General features: G+C 36.5%; 15 protein-coding genes and 1 pseudogene. All 16 read left to right on the top strand.

The window, feature by feature from the left end:
- Positions 1 to 12: 12 nt before the first annotated feature.
- The 16 genes and pseudogenes from AC3RVF_RS07205 to AC3RVF_RS07130 all read left to right on the top strand — a co-directional run bounded on the left by AC3RVF_RS07205 (position 13) and on the right by AC3RVF_RS07130 (position 20,862).
- Positions 13 to 3,750, top strand: a complete 3,738-nt coding sequence (locus AC3RVF_RS07205; RefSeq protein ID WP_489689614.1) for an efflux RND transporter permease subunit — start codon at positions 13 to 15, stop codon at positions 3,748 to 3,750.
- A complete protein-coding gene (locus AC3RVF_RS07200) occupies positions 3,747 to 4,964 on the top strand; it encodes a TolC family protein (protein WP_489693088.1) in 1,218 nt (405 codons plus the stop codon). Before AC3RVF_RS07205 ends, AC3RVF_RS07200 begins: the two co-directional genes overlap by 4 nt.
- A gap of 69 nt (positions 4,965 to 5,033) precedes the next feature.
- Positions 5,034 to 7,400: a multicopper oxidase domain-containing protein gene (locus AC3RVF_RS07195; protein WP_489693087.1), complete on the top strand. Its 2,367-nt coding sequence runs from the start codon at positions 5,034 to 5,036 to the stop codon at positions 7,398 to 7,400.
- Positions 7,401 to 7,418: 18 nt separating this feature from the next.
- The gene (locus AC3RVF_RS07190) at positions 7,419 to 7,805 is read left to right on the top strand and encodes a DUF302 domain-containing protein (RefSeq protein WP_489689617.1); all 387 of its coding nucleotides are present in this window, start codon (positions 7,419 to 7,421) and stop codon (positions 7,803 to 7,805) included.
- A 58-nt stretch (positions 7,806 to 7,863) separates the two neighbouring features.
- Positions 7,864 to 8,496, top strand: coding sequence for a DUF3347 domain-containing protein (locus AC3RVF_RS07185; RefSeq protein WP_489689618.1), 633 nt, complete (start codon positions 7,864 to 7,866; stop codon positions 8,494 to 8,496).
- Positions 8,497 to 8,949: a heme-binding domain-containing protein gene (locus AC3RVF_RS07180; RefSeq protein WP_489689619.1), complete on the top strand. Its 453-nt coding sequence runs from the start codon at positions 8,497 to 8,499 to the stop codon at positions 8,947 to 8,949.
- Between the two features lie 23 nt (positions 8,950 to 8,972).
- Positions 8,973 to 9,533: a DUF3347 domain-containing protein gene (locus AC3RVF_RS07175; protein ID WP_489693086.1), complete on the top strand. Its 561-nt coding sequence runs from the start codon at positions 8,973 to 8,975 to the stop codon at positions 9,531 to 9,533.
- 1,003 nt (positions 9,534 to 10,536) lie between these two features.
- Positions 10,537 to 11,019 (top strand): DUF305 domain-containing protein, encoded by a 483-nt coding sequence (locus AC3RVF_RS07170; RefSeq protein WP_489689622.1) that lies wholly within the window; start codon positions 10,537 to 10,539, stop codon positions 11,017 to 11,019.
- A gap of 11 nt (positions 11,020 to 11,030) precedes the next feature.
- Complete coding sequence (locus AC3RVF_RS07165; RefSeq protein WP_489693085.1) at positions 11,031 to 12,839, top strand: efflux RND transporter periplasmic adaptor subunit; 1,809 nt, start codon at positions 11,031 to 11,033, stop codon at positions 12,837 to 12,839.
- A 261-nt stretch (positions 12,840 to 13,100) separates the two neighbouring features.
- Positions 13,101 to 13,667, top strand: a complete 567-nt coding sequence (locus tag AC3RVF_RS07160; RefSeq protein ID WP_489693084.1) for a helix-turn-helix domain-containing protein — start codon at positions 13,101 to 13,103, stop codon at positions 13,665 to 13,667.
- 46 nt (positions 13,668 to 13,713) lie between these two features.
- Positions 13,714 to 14,256 (top strand): hypothetical protein, encoded by a 543-nt coding sequence (locus AC3RVF_RS07155; RefSeq protein ID WP_489693083.1) that lies wholly within the window; start codon positions 13,714 to 13,716, stop codon positions 14,254 to 14,256.
- 216 nt (positions 14,257 to 14,472) lie between these two features.
- Positions 14,473 to 16,731 (top strand): annotated as a pseudogene (locus tag AC3RVF_RS07150) (heavy metal translocating P-type ATPase).
- Positions 16,732 to 16,754: 23 nt separating this feature from the next.
- Positions 16,755 to 16,967: a heavy-metal-associated domain-containing protein gene (locus AC3RVF_RS07145; RefSeq protein WP_489689627.1), complete on the top strand. Its 213-nt coding sequence runs from the start codon at positions 16,755 to 16,757 to the stop codon at positions 16,965 to 16,967.
- A 241-nt stretch (positions 16,968 to 17,208) separates the two neighbouring features.
- Entirely contained in the window at positions 17,209 to 17,583 is a 375-nt protein-coding gene (locus tag AC3RVF_RS07140) for a hypothetical protein (RefSeq protein ID WP_489689628.1), read from the top strand.
- A gap of 103 nt (positions 17,584 to 17,686) precedes the next feature.
- On the top strand, positions 17,687 to 18,538 hold the full coding sequence (locus tag AC3RVF_RS07135) for a DUF3347 domain-containing protein (protein WP_489689629.1): 852 nt from the start codon (positions 17,687 to 17,689) through the stop codon (positions 18,536 to 18,538).
- A 32-nt stretch (positions 18,539 to 18,570) separates the two neighbouring features.
- On the top strand, positions 18,571 to 20,862 hold the full coding sequence (locus AC3RVF_RS07130; protein WP_489689630.1) for a multicopper oxidase domain-containing protein: 2,292 nt from the start codon (positions 18,571 to 18,573) through the stop codon (positions 20,860 to 20,862).
- Positions 20,863 to 21,037: the final 175 nt, after the last annotated feature.

Raw genomic sequence — 21,037 nt, 5'->3', positions numbered from 1 at the left:
ATAATCATATCTATGCTGAATAAAAGCATCAAATTTCTAATAGAGAATAAACTGGTAGCTGTTTTGCTATTAGCTTTATTCGTGGGTTGGGGTGTCGTAAATGCACCTTTTGAATGGAACACCGGCTCATTTCCACGTAACCCTGTAGCCGTTGATGCCATCCCAGATATTGGCGAGAATCAACAAATTGTATTTACCAAATGGGATGGACGTTCCCCACAAGATATTGAGGATCAAATTACTTATCCTTTAACGACTTCACTTCTAGGTATTCCGGGGGTTAAAACCATACGAAGTTCTTCCATGTTTGGATTTTCTAGTATCTATATCATTTTTGAAGAGGATATCGAATTCTATTGGAGCCGAAGCCGAATACTTGAAAAGCTAAATTCACTACCACCAGGACTTTTACCAGACGGAGTAAATCCTGCATTGGGTCCTGATGCTACTGGGTTGGGTCAAATATATTGGTATACCCTAGAAGGTCGAGATGACAACGGAAACGTAACAGGCGGTTGGGATTTGCAGGAATTACGAAGCATTCAAGATTTCTATGTGAAATATGCACTGTCTTCAGCTAGCGGTGTTTCTGAAGTAGCCTCGATTGGAGGTTATGTTTTAGAATACCAAGTAGATGTCAATCCAGAGTTGATGAAACAATACAAGATTGGTTTAAATGAAGTTGTTAAAGCAGTAAAACAAAGTAATAAGGATGTGGGGGCACAAACCCTAGAAATAAATCAAGCGGAATATCTAATACGTGGCTTGGGATATGTTAAATCCATTGCTGATTTAGAAAATGCTGTAGTCACATCAGAGAATTTTACCTCAATACGCTTAAAGGACATTGCAAAAGTTTCCCACGGACCCGCTACAAGAAGGGGTATTTTAGATAAAGAAGGTGCAGAAGTGGTAGGTGGAGTTGTTGTTGCAAGATATGGTGCAAATCCAATGGATGTCATCAATAACGTAAAGGAAAAAATTAATGAATTAAGTTCTGGTTTACCATCGAAAACATTAAAAGATGGAAGAACGTCACAGCTTACCATTGTTCCATTTTATGATAGAACAGAACTCATTCAAGAAACATTGGGCACGCTCGATGAAGCACTATCATTAGAAATACTCATTACCATTTTCGTCATAATTATGATGCTGTTCAATTTAAGGGCATCAATACTAATATCAGGATTATTGCCAGTAGCTGTATTGATGGTTTTTATTTCGATGAAACTGTTCAATGTGGATGCCAATATTGTAGCCTTATCTGGTATTGCAATTGCCATTGGTACAATGGTTGACGTGGGTGTTATTCTTTCAGAAAATATACTGCGACATCTAGATGAAAATGACGAAAAAATACCGATAAATACTGTAGTTTATAATGCAACTGCTGAAGTTTCAGGGGCTATATTGACGGCGGTAATGACTACTATTATAAGTTTCATTCCTGTATTCACAATGATTGGTGCAGAAGGAAAATTATTTAGACCCTTAGCATTTACTAAAACTTCTGCACTAACTGCATCCCTTATTGTTGCCTTATTTTTAATACCGCCATTTGCCGCTTTCCTTTTTAAGCAACGTAGTGTTAAAAAAACATACAATTATATTTTAAATGGAGCACTTGTAGTTCTTGGTATCATTGCTATTGTGTATGGTTACCTTCTCGGTTTGATATTATTGGCCTTTGCGGTTACTGGATTTTTAAAGTTAAGAGAAAGGTTAACTTCAAGTCGTGCAAATACTCTTAACATTTATATTTCCGCGTTTGCCATCATATTTTTACTGGCTGAATATTGGAGGCCATTAGGAGTAGATCGAAGCATCTTTATAAATTTAATTTTTGTAGGTCTCATCTGTTTTGGTCTTCTTGGTATTTTCACCCTTTTCAGAAAATATTATGTGCGAATTTTAAATTGGGCATTACGCAATAAGCTGTTGTTTCTTTCCGTACCCACCGCAATTATAATTTTTGGGGTATTGATAATGCGCGATACAGGTAAGGAGTTTATGCCATCACTTAATGAAGGTTCATTTCTGTTAATGCCCACTTCTATGCCACACGCTGGGGTTGAAGAGAATAAACGTGTTTTACAACAACTAGATATGGCAGTAGCAAGCCTTCCAGAAATTGAAACCGTTGTTGGTAAATCTGGTCGTACTGAATCGGCATTAGATCCAGCTCCTTTATCGATGTATGAAAACATGATTCAGTACAAATCTGAATATATTTTAAATGAGAATAGGAAAAGACAACGTTATAAGGTAGACGAAGACGGACTTTTCATTTTAAAAGATGGAAGTTTAGTTGTAAACCCCAATAGCGAAGTTAATGAAGCAGCCGACTACGATATTTCCAAAACCAAAGATCCATATTCGGTTCATCGTTCACAACTGATACCAGATGAGGATGGCGAATACTTCAGGAACTGGCGACCTGAAATTCAATCCCCAGATGATATTTGGAAAGAAATCGTTAGGGTTACAAAGCTTCCAGGAGTTACTTCAGCACCTAAATTACAGCCCATTGAAACCCGTTTGGTAATGTTGCAAACTGGTATGCGAGCACCAATGGGAATAAAGGTAAAAGGACAGGATTTAAAAGAAATTGAAGCGTTTGGAGTACAGTTGGAAGGCATATTAAAACAGTCAGAAGGTGTTAAAGACGAAGCTGTTTTTGCTGACCGTATTGTCGGGAAACCCTATCTGCTTTTGGATATTGACAGAGAGCGACTTGCTCGATATGGTATTACCGTAGAACAGGTACAGCAAGTTATACAAGTGTCTGTTGGTGGAATGGTACTCACCCAAACTGTTGAAGGTAGAGAACGATATGGTATTCGAGTTCGCTACCCAAGGGAGTTACGCGCAAACCCAAATGATTTAAAGGACATCTATGTTCCTGTGGAAAATGGAAGTCCAGTTCCATTAAGTGAACTTGTAACTATTAGATATGAACAAGGTCCACAAGTAATCAAGAGTGAAGACACCTTCCTAGTGGGTTACGTACTTTTTGATAAACTTGATGGTTTTGCCGAAGTAGATGTGGTAGAAAACGCACAAGCCCTTATCCAATCAAAAATAGATAGTGGCGAACTTATAGTCCCTAAAGGTATTAACTATCGATTTACAGGTACTTATGAAAATCAATTGCGAGCCGAGAAAACTTTGGGGGTTGTAGTACCATTGGCACTAGGTATTATTTTTCTTATTCTCTATTTCCAGTTCCGTTCTGTTGGCACATCGCTAATGGTATTTACGGGTATTGCTGTAGCCTTTGCAGGAGGATTTTTAATGATTTGGTTTTATGGGCAAGATTGGTTCTTAAACTTCAACTTTTTTGGTGAAAACTTGCGAGAGCTCTTTCAAATGCACACCATTAATTTAAGTGTTGCAGTATGGGTTGGATTTATTGCCCTTTTTGGTATTGCTACGGATGATGGTGTTGTTATGGCAACTTATTTGACCCAAACCTTCGATAAAAATACACCAGAAACAAAACAGGAAATTAGGGCGTCTGTAGTAGAAGCAGGAGAAAAGCGTATTCGTCCGTGTTTAATGACAACGGCAACTACAATTCTTGCACTATTACCAGTTTTAACTTCAACCGGTCGAGGGAGTGATATAATGATTCCAATGGCTATACCGTCCTTTGGAGGGATGCTCATTGCGCTTATAACCTTATTTGTTGTGCCAGTTTTATTCAGCTGGAAACAAGAATTTCAATTAAAACGAGCTACAAAATGAGATATATAATTTTAATAACAATTGTTTTTTTCGCTTTTGCGGAATTAAATGCACAAGATTTAGCATCCTATATTCAGGAGGCCGAAAAGAACAACCCAGAAATCCAAGCTTTTGAACTGCGCTTCAATGTAGCAGAAGAAAAGATAAACGAAGCTAATTGGATTCCCAACACCGAAATAAGTGCAGGTTATTTTGTTACGGAACCTGAAACACGTGTGGGAGCACAACGTGCTCGTTTTTCTGTAAAACAAATGTTGCCGTGGTTTGGAACCATATCAGCAAGGGAAAATTATGCCACGTCAATGGCCGAAGCCCAATTTGTGGAAGTGACCATTGCAAAACGAAAGCTTGCGCTTTCTGTTTCGCAATTCTATTACCAACTATATGAAATCAGGGCGAAGCAGGAAGTGTTAGATGAAAATATAGCACTCCTACAGACCTATGAACGTCTTGCGCTTACTTCCTTAGAAGTAGGAAAGGCATCAGCAGTAGATGTGTTGCGTTTACAGATTAGGCAGAACGAATTACAACAGGAGAAAGATGTTTTGATTCAGCAAAATAAGGGCATACAATCAGCTATGAACAGTTTGATGAACCGAGAATATGATAAAGATGCGTTAGTGGTTTCTTCTTTGGAAATTCCAGAAGTGGACAATTTTTATAGTTACGAGGCCCTATCTGTAAATCCAGAATTGCTCAAATATGATAAGCTTTATGAATCAGTCGCTCAATCGGAGCTTTTGAATCAACGGGAGGCGTTGCCAATGTTCGGTTTTGGATTGGATTATATACCCGTTTCTGAAAGAACGGATATGAGTCTAATTGACAATGGGAAAGACATCGTTATGCCAATGGTTTCAATTACTATTCCCATTTTCAACAAGCGCTATAAGTCAATTTCAAAACAAAATGAACTGCGTAAACAGGAGATACAATCCCAAAAAGATGAAAGGTTGAATGTGCTAGTGGCTGAATTATCAAAGGCAATTTCTCAACGCAATCAGTCGCGAATTAAATTCAACACACAAGAGAAAAACCTGAAGCAAGCTGAAGATGCGGAAGAAATCCTCATAAAAAATTATGAAACAGGAACTATTGATTTCAATGACGTGTTAGACATTCAGGAATTGCAGTTAAAGTTTCAAATGGGACAGATTGAAACAACAAAGCTTTATTATGTTCAAACCGCGCTTATTAATTATTTAACGAATTAATTGAGCGCATCATTCAATGACTCAAACTTGAAAACAACAAAAATTTATATTCTTGATAAAACTTTTAAAATGAAAATTATACATCTTATTATAATTATTATCGCTACCAGTAGTCAGGTACTTTTCGCACAGTCTGTGGAAGGAAACGTCGATAATTTACCGGTAAAGGAATATACCATTACCCTTCGTGAAGAAATAGTTAACAAAGCTGGTAAGGAAGTAAAGGGTATGACTGTAAACGGAACAATTCCTGGTCCAACACTCGAATTTACTGAAGGCGAATATGCGGTCATTTATGTGAAAAATGAAATGAGCGTTGAAACTTCGGTGCATTGGCACGGAATTCTTTTACCGAATTTTTATGATGGCGTTCCTTATTTAACTACACCACCCATAAAGTCTGGAACCACTTTTAAATATGAGTTTGCAATCAACCAAAATGGAACATATTGGTATCACTCGCACACAATGCTACAGGAGCAAAGCGGTGTTTTTGGCTCAATCGTCATTCATCCAAAAGAAGAAAACTTGGATTACGATAAAGGATTAGTATTAATGCTGTCTGACTGGACAAACGAAAAACCAATGAATGTTCTCCGAAATTTAAAGCGAGGCAATGAGTGGTACCAAATGAAGAAAGGTACATCTACACCTTTAAATCAAGTAATTGCAAGAGGTGCTTTTGGCGCACAATTAAATTTCTGGCGCCAACGAATGGAAGGTGCAGATATAGCAGATATTTATTATCCCGCGTTTTTAGTTAATGGCAAAGAGGTAGCAGAATATCCTGAATTTAAAGCTGGCGAAAAAGTGCGCTTGCGAATCATCAATGGTGCTGCTTCATCTCAATTCTGGATGACATTTGGTGGTCAAGAACCAACACTAGTTTCGGCTGACGGAAAGAACATTGTTCCTATAAAACGTAGTAAAACTTTTATCGCCATTGCAGAAACCTATGATTTTATAATAACAGTTCCCGAAGATGGTAAAATTGAGTTTCGATCAATGGCGCAAGACGGATCTGGTACTGCCTTAGCATATATTGGTAGTGGTAAAATTCTTCCTGCGGAAATCGTGCAGAAACCTGATAAAATCGAAATGATGCAAAAAATGGCGAAAATGAAAATGAAAATGGGTGCACACGCTCTTAAATTTCAACCGGGTAAAGACGAACGTTTTGAAATGAAAGATGAATATGGAATGCAGATGGATGCTATGAAAGGTATGGAAATGGATGGGAATATGAAAATGGATCATTCCAATATAAAAACAGATAAGATGTCTGACGGTATGAAGACGGATTCTACAATGACACATATGGATCATTCTAAAATGGCAAATAGTGAAATGAAAATGGAGGAACCTGCAAAGTCTAAAACGATGGATATGAATGATAAGGACTCAAATACGATGCAGGGAATGGATATGTTTTCAGAATATAATTATGATTATTTGAAGTCCCCCGAAAAAACAACCTATGCGCCAGATACACCTGTAAATGAAATTTTATTGAACCTCACAGGGAATATGAGCAGATATATTTGGAGTATGAATGGGGTTCCGCTGGCCGAATCAGATAAGATAAAGATAAAAGGAAATCAAGTTACTCGAATCAAATTAAATAACCTAACAATGATGCACCATCCAATGCATTTACACGGTCATTTTTTCAGAGTCATCAATAAAAATGGGGAATACTCGCCTTTAAAACATACCGTAAATGTGCCGCCAATGCAAGAAATTACTATTGAGTTTTATGGGGATGAATATGGCGACTGGTTTTTCCATTGTCATATTCTATATCATATGATGGGTGGAATGGCTCGCGTAATAAGTTATGATACACCTAGAGATACGAGAATGGAAGCATCTCCTGTTTCAAAATTAATTCACGAAACAAATCAATGGTATTCGTGGGGAATGGTTGATGCTGTTTCTCATATGACTGGTGCAACATTTATGACGTCCAATATTAGAAATCAGTTTACGCTATCGGCAGAATACGGATGGAATGAAAATATTGAGGCGGAATTTACATACGAACGCTATCTGCACGATTATTTCCGTGTTTTTGGTGGTGTGAATGTTGAAAATGAAGGAGAAAATAGTCTTGATGAAATTAATAAAACTGCAATAGCGGGAGTACGATACTTAACACCCTACCTGTTTAATCTGGATGTTCGTATGGATAGTAAATTACGGCCACAAATCAGTTTAAGTCGTGCCATAACCATTTTTCCGAGAACTGTTGTTTTTGGAATGTACGAGTATCAAGCAGACTTTGGATGGGTGGACGAGTTACCACAAGATATAAATTTTAAAAAAGAAGTAGTCTGGAGCGCTGGTGTTGAGTATGTCTTGTCGCGAAATTTATCACTTATGGCTAGCTATGATAACCGTTTTGGTGCAGGGGGAGGACTATCCGCAAGATTTTAATAACTAAATAACAAAAAGATGAACTACTACTTTAATAAAACAGTTAATGGAACTTTTGAAGCGGTTATCGAGAAAGTGAAAAAAGAATTGAAGGAAGAAGGTTTTGGAATACTCACAGAAATTGATATTACAACAACCCTAAAGCAAAAACTGGATATAGACTTTAAAAAATATAGGATCCTTGGTGCTTGTAATCCGCCTTTTGCACACAAAGCCTTGCAGGCAGAAGATAAAATTGGAACGATGTTGCCCTGCAATGTCATAGTGCAGGAAATTGAAGCAGGTATCATTGAAGTTGCAGCCGTTAACCCAATGGCATCGATGCAAGCTGTAGAGAATGAAAAATTGAATGAGGTTGCCAGTGAAATAACTGCAATGCTGGAAAACGTCATTGAAAAATTATAAGAATCTTATCAAAAAGCAGTAATAACAATTAATAAACACAAATTTAAATTAAAACAAAATGAGCAAATTAAAATCAACAATAGGTATAGTTGCGATAGCATTTATAACCTTAACAGCAGTGTCTTGTAAAGACAACAAGAAAGAACAAAATAACACGGATGGAAACCATTCTGAAATGAGTCCTGGTGAAGATCATTCAGAAATGAATCACGATAATGGTGATGGTCATCACGATGCCGATAAAAAGGAAATGACAATGAGTGGAACGGGTAATTCACAAGCCGTATTGAAGGACTACTTCAACCTTAAAGATGCATTGGTTGCAGATGATAATGCTAAAGCAAAAGAACTTGGAGCAGTAATAGCTATAAGTTTTGGAAAACTTGATGTTTCATCAAGTTTTTCAGATACTCAAAAAGCTGAATTAAAAGATATTATTGAAGATGCTGTGGAACACGCAGAACATATTTCTGAAAGTGACATAAACCATCAACGAGAACATTTTAAAATATTGAGTAAAGATGTAACCGATATGGTTGCAATTACAGGAACTGAAAGTACGCTATACGAACAGTTTTGCCCAATGTACGACGACGGTAGTACTTGGTTAAGTATGACTAAAGATGTTAAAAACCCTTACTACGGAAGTAAAATGTTGAAATGCGGTAAGGTGCAAAGAGAGATTAACTAAATGAGAATAATAAAAATCATAGCAATAATAGTATTGGTAGCGTTTGTGGGAATTCAATTTGTTCCCACTACACGCAACCAAAGTGATACTGTTCCGTCAACCGATTTTATGCAGGTTAATGATGTGCCAGAAACTATTCAAAAAAAGTTACAGGTATCCTGCTATGATTGCCACAGTAATAATACTGCCTATCCTTGGTATAATAAGATTCAACCTGTTTCTTGGTTTTTGGAAGACCATATCAAAGAAGGAAAAGCTGAGCTTAACTTCAACGAATGGGATTCATTATCCAGTCGAAGAAAGAAAAGTAAGTTAACGTCAATTGTCAAGCAGATCGAAAATGGCGAGATGCCTTTGGATTCTTACACTTTGATACATAGTGAAGCATCATTTTCAGAAGTTGAAGCAGAAGAATTAATCAATTTTATCACACAATTAAAAGATAATTTATAAACAACAATTTAATATAAAGAAAAATGAAAAATTTAAAAATGAGTATAACAGTTATCCTATTGTTAGCAGTTTCTTTTACCAATGCACAGGAAAAAGAAAAAATGAATAATGATCACGGAGATATGAAAATGGACCATAGCAAAATGATGAATAAAAATAGTGATGCAAAGGCAGAAGCTATATTAAAGGATTATTTCAATTTAAAAGATGCTTTGGTGGGAGATGACACTAAAAAAGCGGCAGAATCAGGCACTCAATTGGTAGCCTCTCTTAAAGCATTTGATATGACTAGCTATACAAAAGAACAGCAAACAGAGCTGGCCGATATTATAGAAGATGCGACCGAACATGCAGAACATATTTCTGAAAGTGCCATAGACCATCAACGTGAGCATTTTAAAATATTGAGCAAGGACATTACTGATATGGTGGCAGTTACGGGGACAAAAATCACGTTATACGAGCAATTTTGCCCAATGTATGATAAGGGTAGTGTTTGGTTAAGTACAAGTAACGAAGTTAGAAACCCGTATTACGGCAGTAAAATGCTTAAATGCGGAAAAGTTCAAAAAACTATTCAATAGTTAAGCTTTTACATAAAACCTTTTTAAGGTCCTGTTTATTTATTGTCAGAAGGTTGTAGCATAAAAGGGATATCTGAAGAGTTATCAAGTCCTGCCGTGGGAAGGAAAATAGGATTAATAGTTAGTGAAATCCTTCCCGTGTCAGGCACAAAGAATTTTGAAAAAGAGAAGTTGATTTAGTTAATACCAGCCTGCACAAGGGAGAGAGATAAAGTATCCCCTAAATAATAAAATCTCTCTTCCTATGTCAGGCAATTAAAAACTTATGAAGAAGAGAAGTTTAGTGAAGAATACTTCATTTTGAGGGGTAAACATTTTGGATGGCTTATTGATTAATAAATGCTTGCCTTTCATTTTTAATTATTATTTAAAGGATTTTGCATAAAAAAGATCATATAACATATGAAAGAATTTTGCAAAGACGGGTGTCAAACTACAACGGATAAGTCTGTAGTTAGAAAATGGTTCAATTACGCCATTATTGCCATTATTTTGATTGGTGATTTATACCTGCTATTAAGAAGGGGCTAATTTAGTAACAGCCTGTTTTTCAAATATTGACGGTATTCAAATTAAGATTAATAATGTAATAGATGCGTAGAAATAAAAACTCTAAAAAAGATATAAGGAAACATCGTTATTTTAATTTTTCTAGTAGAAAGGAAATCAATGAGGAGTAATATTAAGGAATGGTTTATAATAAAGCCCTGATCTTGGAGGGGACACATAGTTTACCTGGTAGTTTCTATGTTCCCTTCCGTATCAGGCACTTTGAAGTTTTATCTGAATTTTTTCAAACTAAAAGGTTTTAATTAAAAGAATTAATTAGTTACAATGGATTATCAAGGCAGAGACAATTTTAATACCATAGTATTGCGAGCGTTTTCATTATTAGGCTTAATTATGGTATTAAGTGGTTTTCTACTTTGGTATACATCATCGCCAACCATTAGAAAAATAGTTAAAAAGAAACGAAAATAAGTAACCTTAAAATCAACATAAAATGGAAAATTCACATCAAAATTTAAAGAAAAATAATTACACAAAATTTGTGGGTATGCTCGTAGCATCATTCGTGGCAATGTACATTACAATGTATCTTAACTCTTATCAATTAGATCACGTCTACTTTAGTCTTACAAGATTTTATATGAGTTGCTTGGGTATTGCTGCTATGGCCATTATAATGTTTGTAGCAATGCGTACTATGTATCAGAATAAAAAGAAGAATATAGCAATTGTTTTGGGTAGTATTATTCTTTTTGCTGGTTCGTTAGGCCTTGTAAGGGCTCAAGCCCCAATTATTGGCGATGTACTCTGGATGAAGGCAATGATACCGCATCACTCTATCGCTATATTGACTAGTAAGCGAGCTGATATACAAGATCCAGAGGTTAAGCAATTAGCGGATGATATAATTAAAGCACAAGAAAAGGAAATTGCAGAAATGAAAGCAATGATAAAACGATTGGAGAATAACAAATAAATAAAATTAAAATGAATAAAAACATCATGTATTTAGGCTTAGCCGTGATTGTTGGCCTATTAGGCGGCTTTCTACTATTCGGTGGAGATTCGGCAAATAAGGCGACAAGTAATACGAAAGACAAGCACGAACATTCAGAAGAAATTGCATCTAATCAAATGTGGACATGTTCTATGCATCCACAGATTATGCAACCAGAACCTGGCGATTGTCCCATTTGTGGTATGGAATTAATTCCTGCCGAAACGGGTGCCGAAGGCCTAAGTGCCAATGAAATAAAAATGACTGAAAACGCTATGGCTCTGGCCAATATCCAAACATCAATTGTAGGACAAGGACAAATGGATAGTAATTCTCTGAAATTATCTGGTAAAATTAAAGCTAATGAAGAGTCCAATGCCGTACAGGTCACATATTTTGGAGGAAGGATAGAAAAACTCTACGTTAATACTACAGGAGAGCGTGTTGGAGCAGGCCAACGTTTGGCAACTATTTATTCGCCCGAATTGGTTGCAGCACAGCAAGAACTGCTTACCGCTTCATCCTTGAAAGAATCGCAACCAGAATTATATAAGGCAGTTAGAAACAAGCTTAAACTTTGGAAACTTTCAGAAAAGCAAATCAATGCCATAGAAACTGCTGGAAAAGTGCAAGAGAACTTTCCTGTATTTGCAACAGTTTCAGGAACGGTAACACAGAAAATGGTAGAAGAAGGTGATTACTTAAAGCAAGGACAACCCTTATACAAAATTGCAAATCTCAATACAGTATGGGCAGAATTTGATGCTTACGAAAACCAAATAGCTTATTTAAAAAAAGGACAAACAATCAAAGTAACTACCAATGCTTACCGAAATGAAGTATTTGATGCAAAAGTTTCATTTATAGATCCTTTATTAAATTCAGCTACTCGAACAATCGTAGTAAGAGCGGTTCTGGAAAACAAGAAAGATCTTTTCAAACCAGGAATGTTTGTGGAAGGAATAATTAAGGGTGCCCAAACAAGTACCGAGAATACCGTTTCCGTACCGTCAACAGCTGTTATGTGGACAGGAGAACGCTCTGTAGTCTATGTAAAAACAAATCCTAACAAGGCTGTTTTTGAGATGAGAGAAGTTTTATTAGGCAACGCCACTGGCGATAGTTATACTATTCTGGAAGGTTTAAAGAATGGAGATGAGGTGGTAACTTACGGAACGTTTACCGTAGATGCAGCTGCACAATTACAAGGCAAAAAAAGTATGATGAATGCCACAGGTGGTAAAACAACGACAGGTCATGAAGGCCATTTAGGAATGCAAGAAGATAAAAATACTACTGTAGAAAACGTGGATAAAACCAATCATTCCCAAATGAAGGAAAGGATTGCCGTTTCAAACAAATTTCAAAATCAATTAAAACAGGTTTTTGATGATTATATCCTGTTAAAAGATGCATTGGTAAATGATAACGCCAAAGGTGCTCAACAGGCAGGAAAGCAAATAGACCAATCCTTGAAAAATGTGGATATGAAATTATTATCTGATGAAAAGGCACATAATCATTGGATGACCATTCAGAAGGAGATAAAGACCTCTGCTAAAGCTATTGAGAACAGCTCAGATATAGCAACGCAAAGAGGACACTTTAAGCATCTTTCTGCTCATATGATTAGTAGTGTGCAACTTTTTGGGGTTAATCAAAAGGTTTATGTAGAGTTTTGCCCAATGGCCGATAACAATAAGGGTGCTTATTGGATAAGTTTAGAAAAAGAGGTGCGAAACCCATATTATGGAGAAGCTATGAAAACCTGTGGAGAGGTAAAAGCAACCTTAGAATAAATGAATTATGGATTAATCAAGTAATCTGTATATGACCATAAAGTAATCTTGGTTTTATCACGGCGACCGATAATGAGTGAAAGTAGAAGATATAAAAGAAAATCTGAAAGGAAAAAGCATCAACCTATAACTGATATTTCAAAAAAGGATAAAATTATAGGTTTGGTTGTTATGGTATTGATTTTTGTGGTTGCTGCAATAGCTGCCGTTTATTATTCTCTATATAAATCTGGAATAACATTATTTTGAAATAAGTACCATATGAACGAGACTATCCATATTAAAAATATGGTCTGCGCAAGATGTATTTCGGCAGTATCTAATATTTTGGAACAACTTGAAATACCGTATGTTTCTATTAAATTGGGGGAAGTTTTATTGGTTTCAGCATTAAATGCAAATATCAAAAATGGTCTTTCCAAAGCACTTCAAAATTCAGGGTTTAGTTTGATTGACGACCGTAAAAGTCAACTTATAGAACAAATGAAAACATTAGTTGTTGATAAAATCCACCATTCTTCCGAGGAGCTGGGTTTTAAATGGGCAGATTATATAGGCGAAAATATTCTTCTTGATTATAAATATTTGAGTTCACTATTCTCATCAGTAGAAAGCATAACGTTTGAGCAATACATCATCAACCAAAAAATTGAACGCATAAAAGAACTTATTGTTTATGATGAATTAACCTTGAGTGAGATAGCCATTCAACTTAACTATAGTAGCGTAGCTTATTTAAGCAATCAGTTTAAAAAGGTTACAGGAATGACATCTTCACAGTTTAAAAAGTCTGTAGATAAAAATCGAATAGCGTTAGATGAGATATAAATTTTAAATAGAGCTATAAACAAAAACACATTAAAATTATAATAATATGAAAGCTAAACTATTTGTTTTTACGATCCTTTTAATTACATTTTGTAAGACTACGGCTCAAAAAATTTATAAAACCAATGATGGCCATATTCAGATGATGACTTTGGTTGACGGTGAGCCTATCAAGGCAGAAAGTCATGATTTGGATTTATTTCTTGATTACGAATCTAAAATAATAAATGGTGTTATTGATCTTAAGACTTTAACGACAGATGTTCCTGAGTTAAATACCATTTTACAAGAGTGGGAAGAGCCGTTAATCCTTCGGTTTACAGGTTCAGTTCCATCCGTGGATTTTATGGCAAAACGTCACGAGCCTATCAATTTTAATTGGCAGGTGGAGATTTCATATCAAGGAAAATCCTATAAATCACAATTTAAAGCAACCATTACCCATATAGAACATGGCGTTAATATGTCTTGTCTGATAAGTGCGACAGGACAGGTTTTGGTTTCAGAAACGGGTTTGGATTCCGTAATACCAGGATTGGATAAGGCTATAGAAGTGCAGTTTGCGCAATTGGTATTAAAGTTGGATTAGTACTATTCTGTATTTTGATATATCATTAAAAGATAAAAGGCTGTAAAAAATATTTTAATTTCAGTGATATTAAGAGGCATTCTGAAATTAATTGGGTAGCTATAATTGTTTATAAATTCAACGAATTAAGCAAATTCTACAAATCATTCTGCTTAAAACGTAACACCTTAAAGTCCTTTAATCCTGAAATTTGTAGTGTACAATTAAAATGGGATTATGGAGACAATCAACGTATTTGAAACCAAAGAAAAACCTTCTAAACAGGGAGTAAAAAAATCATTTCCTATTACGGGAATGACCTGTGCATCGTGTGCAGCTAGCGTTGAATCCGTCCTTTCGCATACTGACGGCGTAAATAGTGCCAGCGTTAATTTCGCGAGCAGTTCGGTACTTGTGGACTATGATGATACCGTTACAGAAGAAAAACTACAAAATGCCTTACGTGAGGTAGGTTATGACATTATCATTGATGCGGAGAATCCCTCGGAAGTACAACAAGAACTTCAGCAAAAGCATTATCAAGACATAAAAAATCGCACCATTTGGTCAGCAATTCTTACGCTTCCCATTTTTGTGTTGGGAATGTTCTATATGCAATGGGAACTGGGTAAGTGGATTTCTTTGGTATTGACTTTTCCCATACTTTTTTGGTTCGGTCGTAGTTTTTTCATCAATGCTTTCAAGCAAGCCAAACACGGTAAAGCGAATATGGATACCTTGGTAGCATTGAGTACCGGAATCGCTTTTCTCTTTAGTGTATTCAATACCTTTTTTCCTGAATTTTGGTTGAGTCGTGGTATCGAGCCACACGTTTATTATGAAGCTGCTACGGTAATTATAACCTTTATTTCTTTGGGGAAACTCTTGGAAGAAAAGGCAAAGTCAAATACCTCTTCGGCCATTAAAAAGCTGATGGGATTACAGCCCAAAACACTAAAAATTATTGAGAATGGGGAAGAAAAAGAAATTCCTATTTCAGCTGTGCAAGTGGGGCAAACCATTTTAGTACGTCCGGGAGAAAAAATACCTGTGGATGGAGAAGTTTCCAAAGGAAGCTCTTACGTAGATGAAAGTATGATTACGGGAGAGCCCGTTCCAGTTGAAAAAACAAAGGATGAAAAAGTATTTGCAGGCACAGTTAACCAAAAAGGGAGTTTTCAATTTACTGCCGAAAAAGTAGGTGGAGAAACCTTGCTATCCCAAATCATTAAAATGGTTCAGGAAGCACAAGGAAGTAAGGCACCAGTTCAAAAATTGGTCGATAAAATTGCTGGAATATTTGTTCCTGTCGTATTGGGGATATCTATTATTACGTTCATTGTTTGGATGTCAGTAGGAGGGCAGAATGCATTTTCGCAAGCTTTATTAACCTCGGTAGCGGTTTTGGTTATTGCTTGTCCTTGTGCGTTAGGATTGGCAACACCTACTGCCATTATGGTAGGTATTGGTAAAGGTGCAGAAAACAACATTCTTATAAAAGATGCCGAAAGTTTAGAACTCGGTTATAAAGTGAATGCTGTCATTCTTGATAAAACAGGCACAATTACAGAAGGAAAACCATTGGTAACTGATATATTTTGGAAGGATAAACTTGAAAATCAAAATCAATACAAGCAAATTCTTTTGGCAATAGAAGTGCAATCAGAGCACCCTTTGGCAGAGGCAGTGGTAAAACTTTTGAAAGAGGAAAATATTGAACAAGCTGAAATTGATTCCTTTGAAAGCCTTACAGGCAAAGGCGTGAAAGCCCAAACAGAAAATGGTTAAACATATTTTGTGGGTAACCATAAGTTAATGCTTGAGAAAAATATTCAAATAGACGCTTCTTTAATGCAAACAGCAGAAAGTTTAGAAGACCAGGCAAAAACAGTAATTTTCTTTGTTAACGAAAAACAAGTGCTGGCGATACTCGCCATTGCAGACAAAATTAAAGAAACTTCAAAAAAGGCAATAGAGATGCTTCAAGAAAGAGGCATTGAGGTCTATATGCTTACGGGAGATAATAATAAAACCGCATCTGCCGTCGCAAAACAAGTTGGAATAACAAATTACAAAGGCGAAGTAATGCCTTCAGACAAAGCAGCTTTTGTTGAAAAACTGCAAGCAGACGGAAAGATAGTAGCTATGGTTGGCGATGGCATCAATGACTCACACGCTTTGGCACAGGCCAATGTAAGTATTGCAATGGGTAAAGGTTCAGACATCGCAATGGACGTGGCGAAAATGACCTTGATAACCTCAGATTTACAATCCATCCCCAAAGCATTGGAACTCTCAAAGAGAACCGTATTGGGCATCCGTCAGAATCTGTTTTGGGCGTTCATTTACAACATCATCGGAATACCTATTGCAGCAGGAGTTTTGTATCCCATAAATGGATTTTTATTGGATCCAATGATCGCAGGAGCAGCAATGACTTTCAGCAGCGTATCTGTAGTTGCAAATAGCTTAAGACTTAAACGAATAAAACTTTAATATTAATTATAAATTCAAATACTATGAAAACTTTAAAATTTAAAACAAATATCAATTGTGGTGGGTGTATCTCGAAAGTAACACCTTTCCTTAACAAGCAAGAAGGAATTGAAAGTTGGGAAGTGGATACTGTTAATCCAGATAAAATTCTTACCGTTAAAAGCGATGGTGCTACCGAAGAAGATGTAAAGGCTACATTGCAAAAAGTAGGCTTTAAAGCTGAAGTTGTTGCTTAATACTTTCGTTTTAATATGATCTATATTATAATTTTGGTTGTGATTCTGCTGTTCGCTGTTCATTTTTATAACAAAGCGGAAGGGCAGAGTGTTCAGCCTCTTCCATAGTTTTGACACAAATTACTAGTGGAGAATATTCTTTACTAAAGAAAGCATAAATAAAACTTAAATTTAAGTAGAGAACACATCAAATTAAAAAATCAGATTGTTTTTTTAATTACATTTATCTGATTATTCAAGAATGGCAAAAAAGCTTCAAATAGTGATTATGGTAATTATGCTTGGCATATTTTTAATGCCTACGAGTTTATTTGCCCATATTAATTTTTCTCATCAGTCAGAAAAAAGCTGTTGTTCCAATAGCACGGAACAGACCTCTAGCGATTGTTGCAAAAATCATAAAAATCAAGACAAAAAAACAACAGATTGTGGCGGCACTTGTGGGAATCTTTCTTGCCACTGTCCTTCCACAACAACCTTACCTATAAATTACACTGCAATTTCAGAAGAAACAAACACTGTTGTTATTGCTGGTTTCAAAAATTTATGGAACTACGGCAAACAGCAACCAGAACCTATTTATTTCCAGATCTGGTCTCCTCCAAAATTAAGCTAATACTGCAATCCTGACAGCCATAGGTCTGTCATATTGAAAACAAACACCTTGTTTTCAACATTCAAAACAATAACAATTTTAATTCCTTTTATAAATGAAATCAATGTTTAATATATTGATGGTGCTATTGGTGGTACTATCAACTACTTCGGGTTACGCCCAAATAAAAAACACAAAAACCGAAACCGTAAAAATTTTTGGTAACTGCGAGTTGTGCAAAACGTCCATCGAAAAAGCGGGAAACGTGAAAAATACGGCCAACGTTGCTTGGAACAAAGACACCCAAATGGCAGAAGTGACTTTCGATTCAAAAAAAACAAATCGGGACGAAATATTAAAACGAATTGCCCTTGCAGGTTATGACAATGAGCAATTTTTGGCGCCGGACAATGCGTATGCACAACTTGGGGAATGCTGCAAATATGAAAGGCTGAAAAAGGAAGCGGCAATGGCTACGGATCACACCAAAATGAAGATGGAAATGTCTGATTCAAAAATGGATATGGCTATGTCTGAAACGATAGAACCAAACGCTTTAGACGCGGTATTCAACAATTATTTTGCCATAAAGAATGCTTTGGTAAAAACCAATGCTACAGTAGCGGCTACAAAATCGTCTGAATTGTTGATGGCAATAAAAGCTCTAAAAGTAGAAACGCTTAAAGCTGAAGAACAAGCTGCTGTAACTAAAGTATTGCCGTCTATAATGGATGCAGCAAAAAGTATTTCAGAAACCAAGGATATCGGCAAACAACGGGAAAAATTTAAAGTCTTGTCAAAAAAGATGCACGAAATAATACCTTTTTACAGTGCTATGGAAACCCTTTATTACCAATATTGCCCAATGCAGGATGCCAATTGGTTGAGCAAGGACAAGACCATTAAAAATCCGTATTACGGTTCACAGATGTTAAGCTGTGGCTCCACTGTGGAAACTATCGACTATAAAAACTGAAAAAACAATAAAACACAATTTTCAATAACAAAATGAAAAAAATAATCTTGGTGCTTTTATTTCTGGGAACACTTTCTCTTCAAGCACAAAACATAGTGCGTTACGACCTTTTTGTGCGCGATACCATTGTTAATTTTACTGGCAAAGTAAAACGCGCCATTGCCGTAAATGGACAGATACCAATGCCAACGCTCACGTTTACCGAAGGCGATATTGCCGAAATTTATGTTCATAATGAATTGGACGAAGAAACATCCCTGCATTGGCACGGTCTGTTTTTGCCTAATAAGGAAGATGGTGTTCCCTACCTTACCCAAATGCCAATTCCGCCGCACACCGTCCATAAATACACCTTTCCCATCATACAAAATGGGACCCATTGGTACCACAGCCATTTTGGGCTTCAGGAACAGATAGGGATGTATGGCTCTATGATTTTGAAAAAAAGACCGGATGATAAAACCTTCAGAAAAGGGATAGACGATTTGCCGACCATTCCCATAGTTTTGAGTGAATGGACAGACATTACACCCGAAAATGTACACAGAATGTTGCACAATGCATCAGACTGGTTTGCCATAAAAAAAGGAACCACCCAAAGTTATTCAGAGGCAATAAAATCGGGACATCTAAAAACAAAACTTCACAACGAATGGAAACGTATGAACGCGATGGACGTAAGTGATGTTTATTATGACAAATTTCTTATCAATGGTAAAAGTGAAAATGAAGATACGTCGCTAAAAGGCTTGAAAGCAGGGGATAAAGTACGTCTACAAATTTCAAACGGGGGTGCTTCCAGCTATTTTTGGCTCACGTATGCGGGCGGAAAAATAACAGTAGTTGCCAATGATGGTAATGATGTGGAGCCCGTGGATGTGGATAGAATGCTCATTGCCGTTTCTGAAACCTACGATGTAGTGGTGACTATTCCAGCAGATAATACGGCCTTTGAGTTTTTGGTAACGCCGGAGGACCGCACAAAATCGGCTTCCATTTATTTAGGCGAAGGCATAAAACAACTCACTTCGCCACTGCCAAAATTGAAATATTTTGAAGGTATGGAAATGATGAACGGCATGATGAAAATGAATGGCGACCTGGACCAAATGGGGATGAATATGAGTATGCAAGAAATGGATATGAATGTGGTGATGTATCCTGAAATAACAGGTGCTTTAGATACCGGAAAAGATAAGAAAATGAAAATGGACCCCGAAGAACCTTCAGGCCATAATATAGATCAAATGGATGGGATGGATGGAATGAAGATGAACGAAGAAATGTATAAAAGCAATGAGCTTTCAGAAATTACGACACTAAATTACGCTATGTTGAAGTCTCCTACCATAACAACGCTCCCTATGGATGCACCTGTAAAAGAACTACATTTTACGCTTACGGGTAATATGAACCGTTATGTTTGGAGCTTGGATAACAAGGTGATTTCTGAAAGTGATAAAATCCTGATAAAGAAAGGAGAAAAAGTAAGGATTACCATGTACAATAATTCTATGATGCGCCATCCTATGCACTTGCACGGGCACGATTTTAGATTGCTCAATGGTCAAGGCGACTACGCACCTCTAAAAAATGTGGTGGATATTATGCCTATGGAAACGGACGTCATCGAGTTTGAGGCAAATGCTGAAGGCGATTGGTTTTTTCATTGCCACATCCTGTATCATATGATGAGCGGTATGGGTCGAGTATTTAGCTATGAGAATCAGGAACCTAATCCATTGATTCCAAATCCAAAACTTGCATTAAGGAAATTAAAAGGGGATGATAGGGAATTCCATCTAATGGCAGAAAATGATTTTGCGACCAATGGAAATGATGGGCAATTAATGATTCAAAGTACACGATGGAGTTTTGGTGCCGAATGGCGTTTGGGATATAATAATATGCACGGATACGAAACAGAAACCCATATAGGTCGGTATATTGGAAAAATGCAATGGCTAATGCCATTTGTAGGTTTTGATTGGCGCTATAGAAAATTGGGTCATAATGAGGTCGAGGAAAATCTTTTTGGTCAAAAAAATACCAAGGATAAACGTGCCGTATTAAGTGTAGGGGTTAACTATACTTTGCCAATGCTTGTTATGGCACAGGCCGAAATGTTTTCTGATGGTACTATCAGATTGCAATTTGAGCGTACTGATATCCCGTTGACTCAAAGATTGCGTATGAATTTGATGTGGAATACAGACAAGGAGTATATGGGAGGATTAAGATATATAGCAACGCGAAATATTGGTATTACCACTCATTACGACAGCGATATGGGTATAGGATTTGGGATTTCGTTGAATTATTAAAAAATCTATAGTTTTTTGTCCATTGGAAGATAACAATATTGTCGCATATTGGTAGAGTACGAAAAATAAAATCCTTATTTTGATGCAGGTATGTTGGCTTGTGGGAATGTCGCGAATGAAATTGAATAGATAATTCCTGTGGCACAATTTGCAGTTATGATCATATTTTGAATCG

The sequence above is a fragment of the Aequorivita sp. IT1183 genome (assembly GCF_058068265.1).
This window is presented reverse-complemented; position numbering and strand designations above follow the sequence as displayed.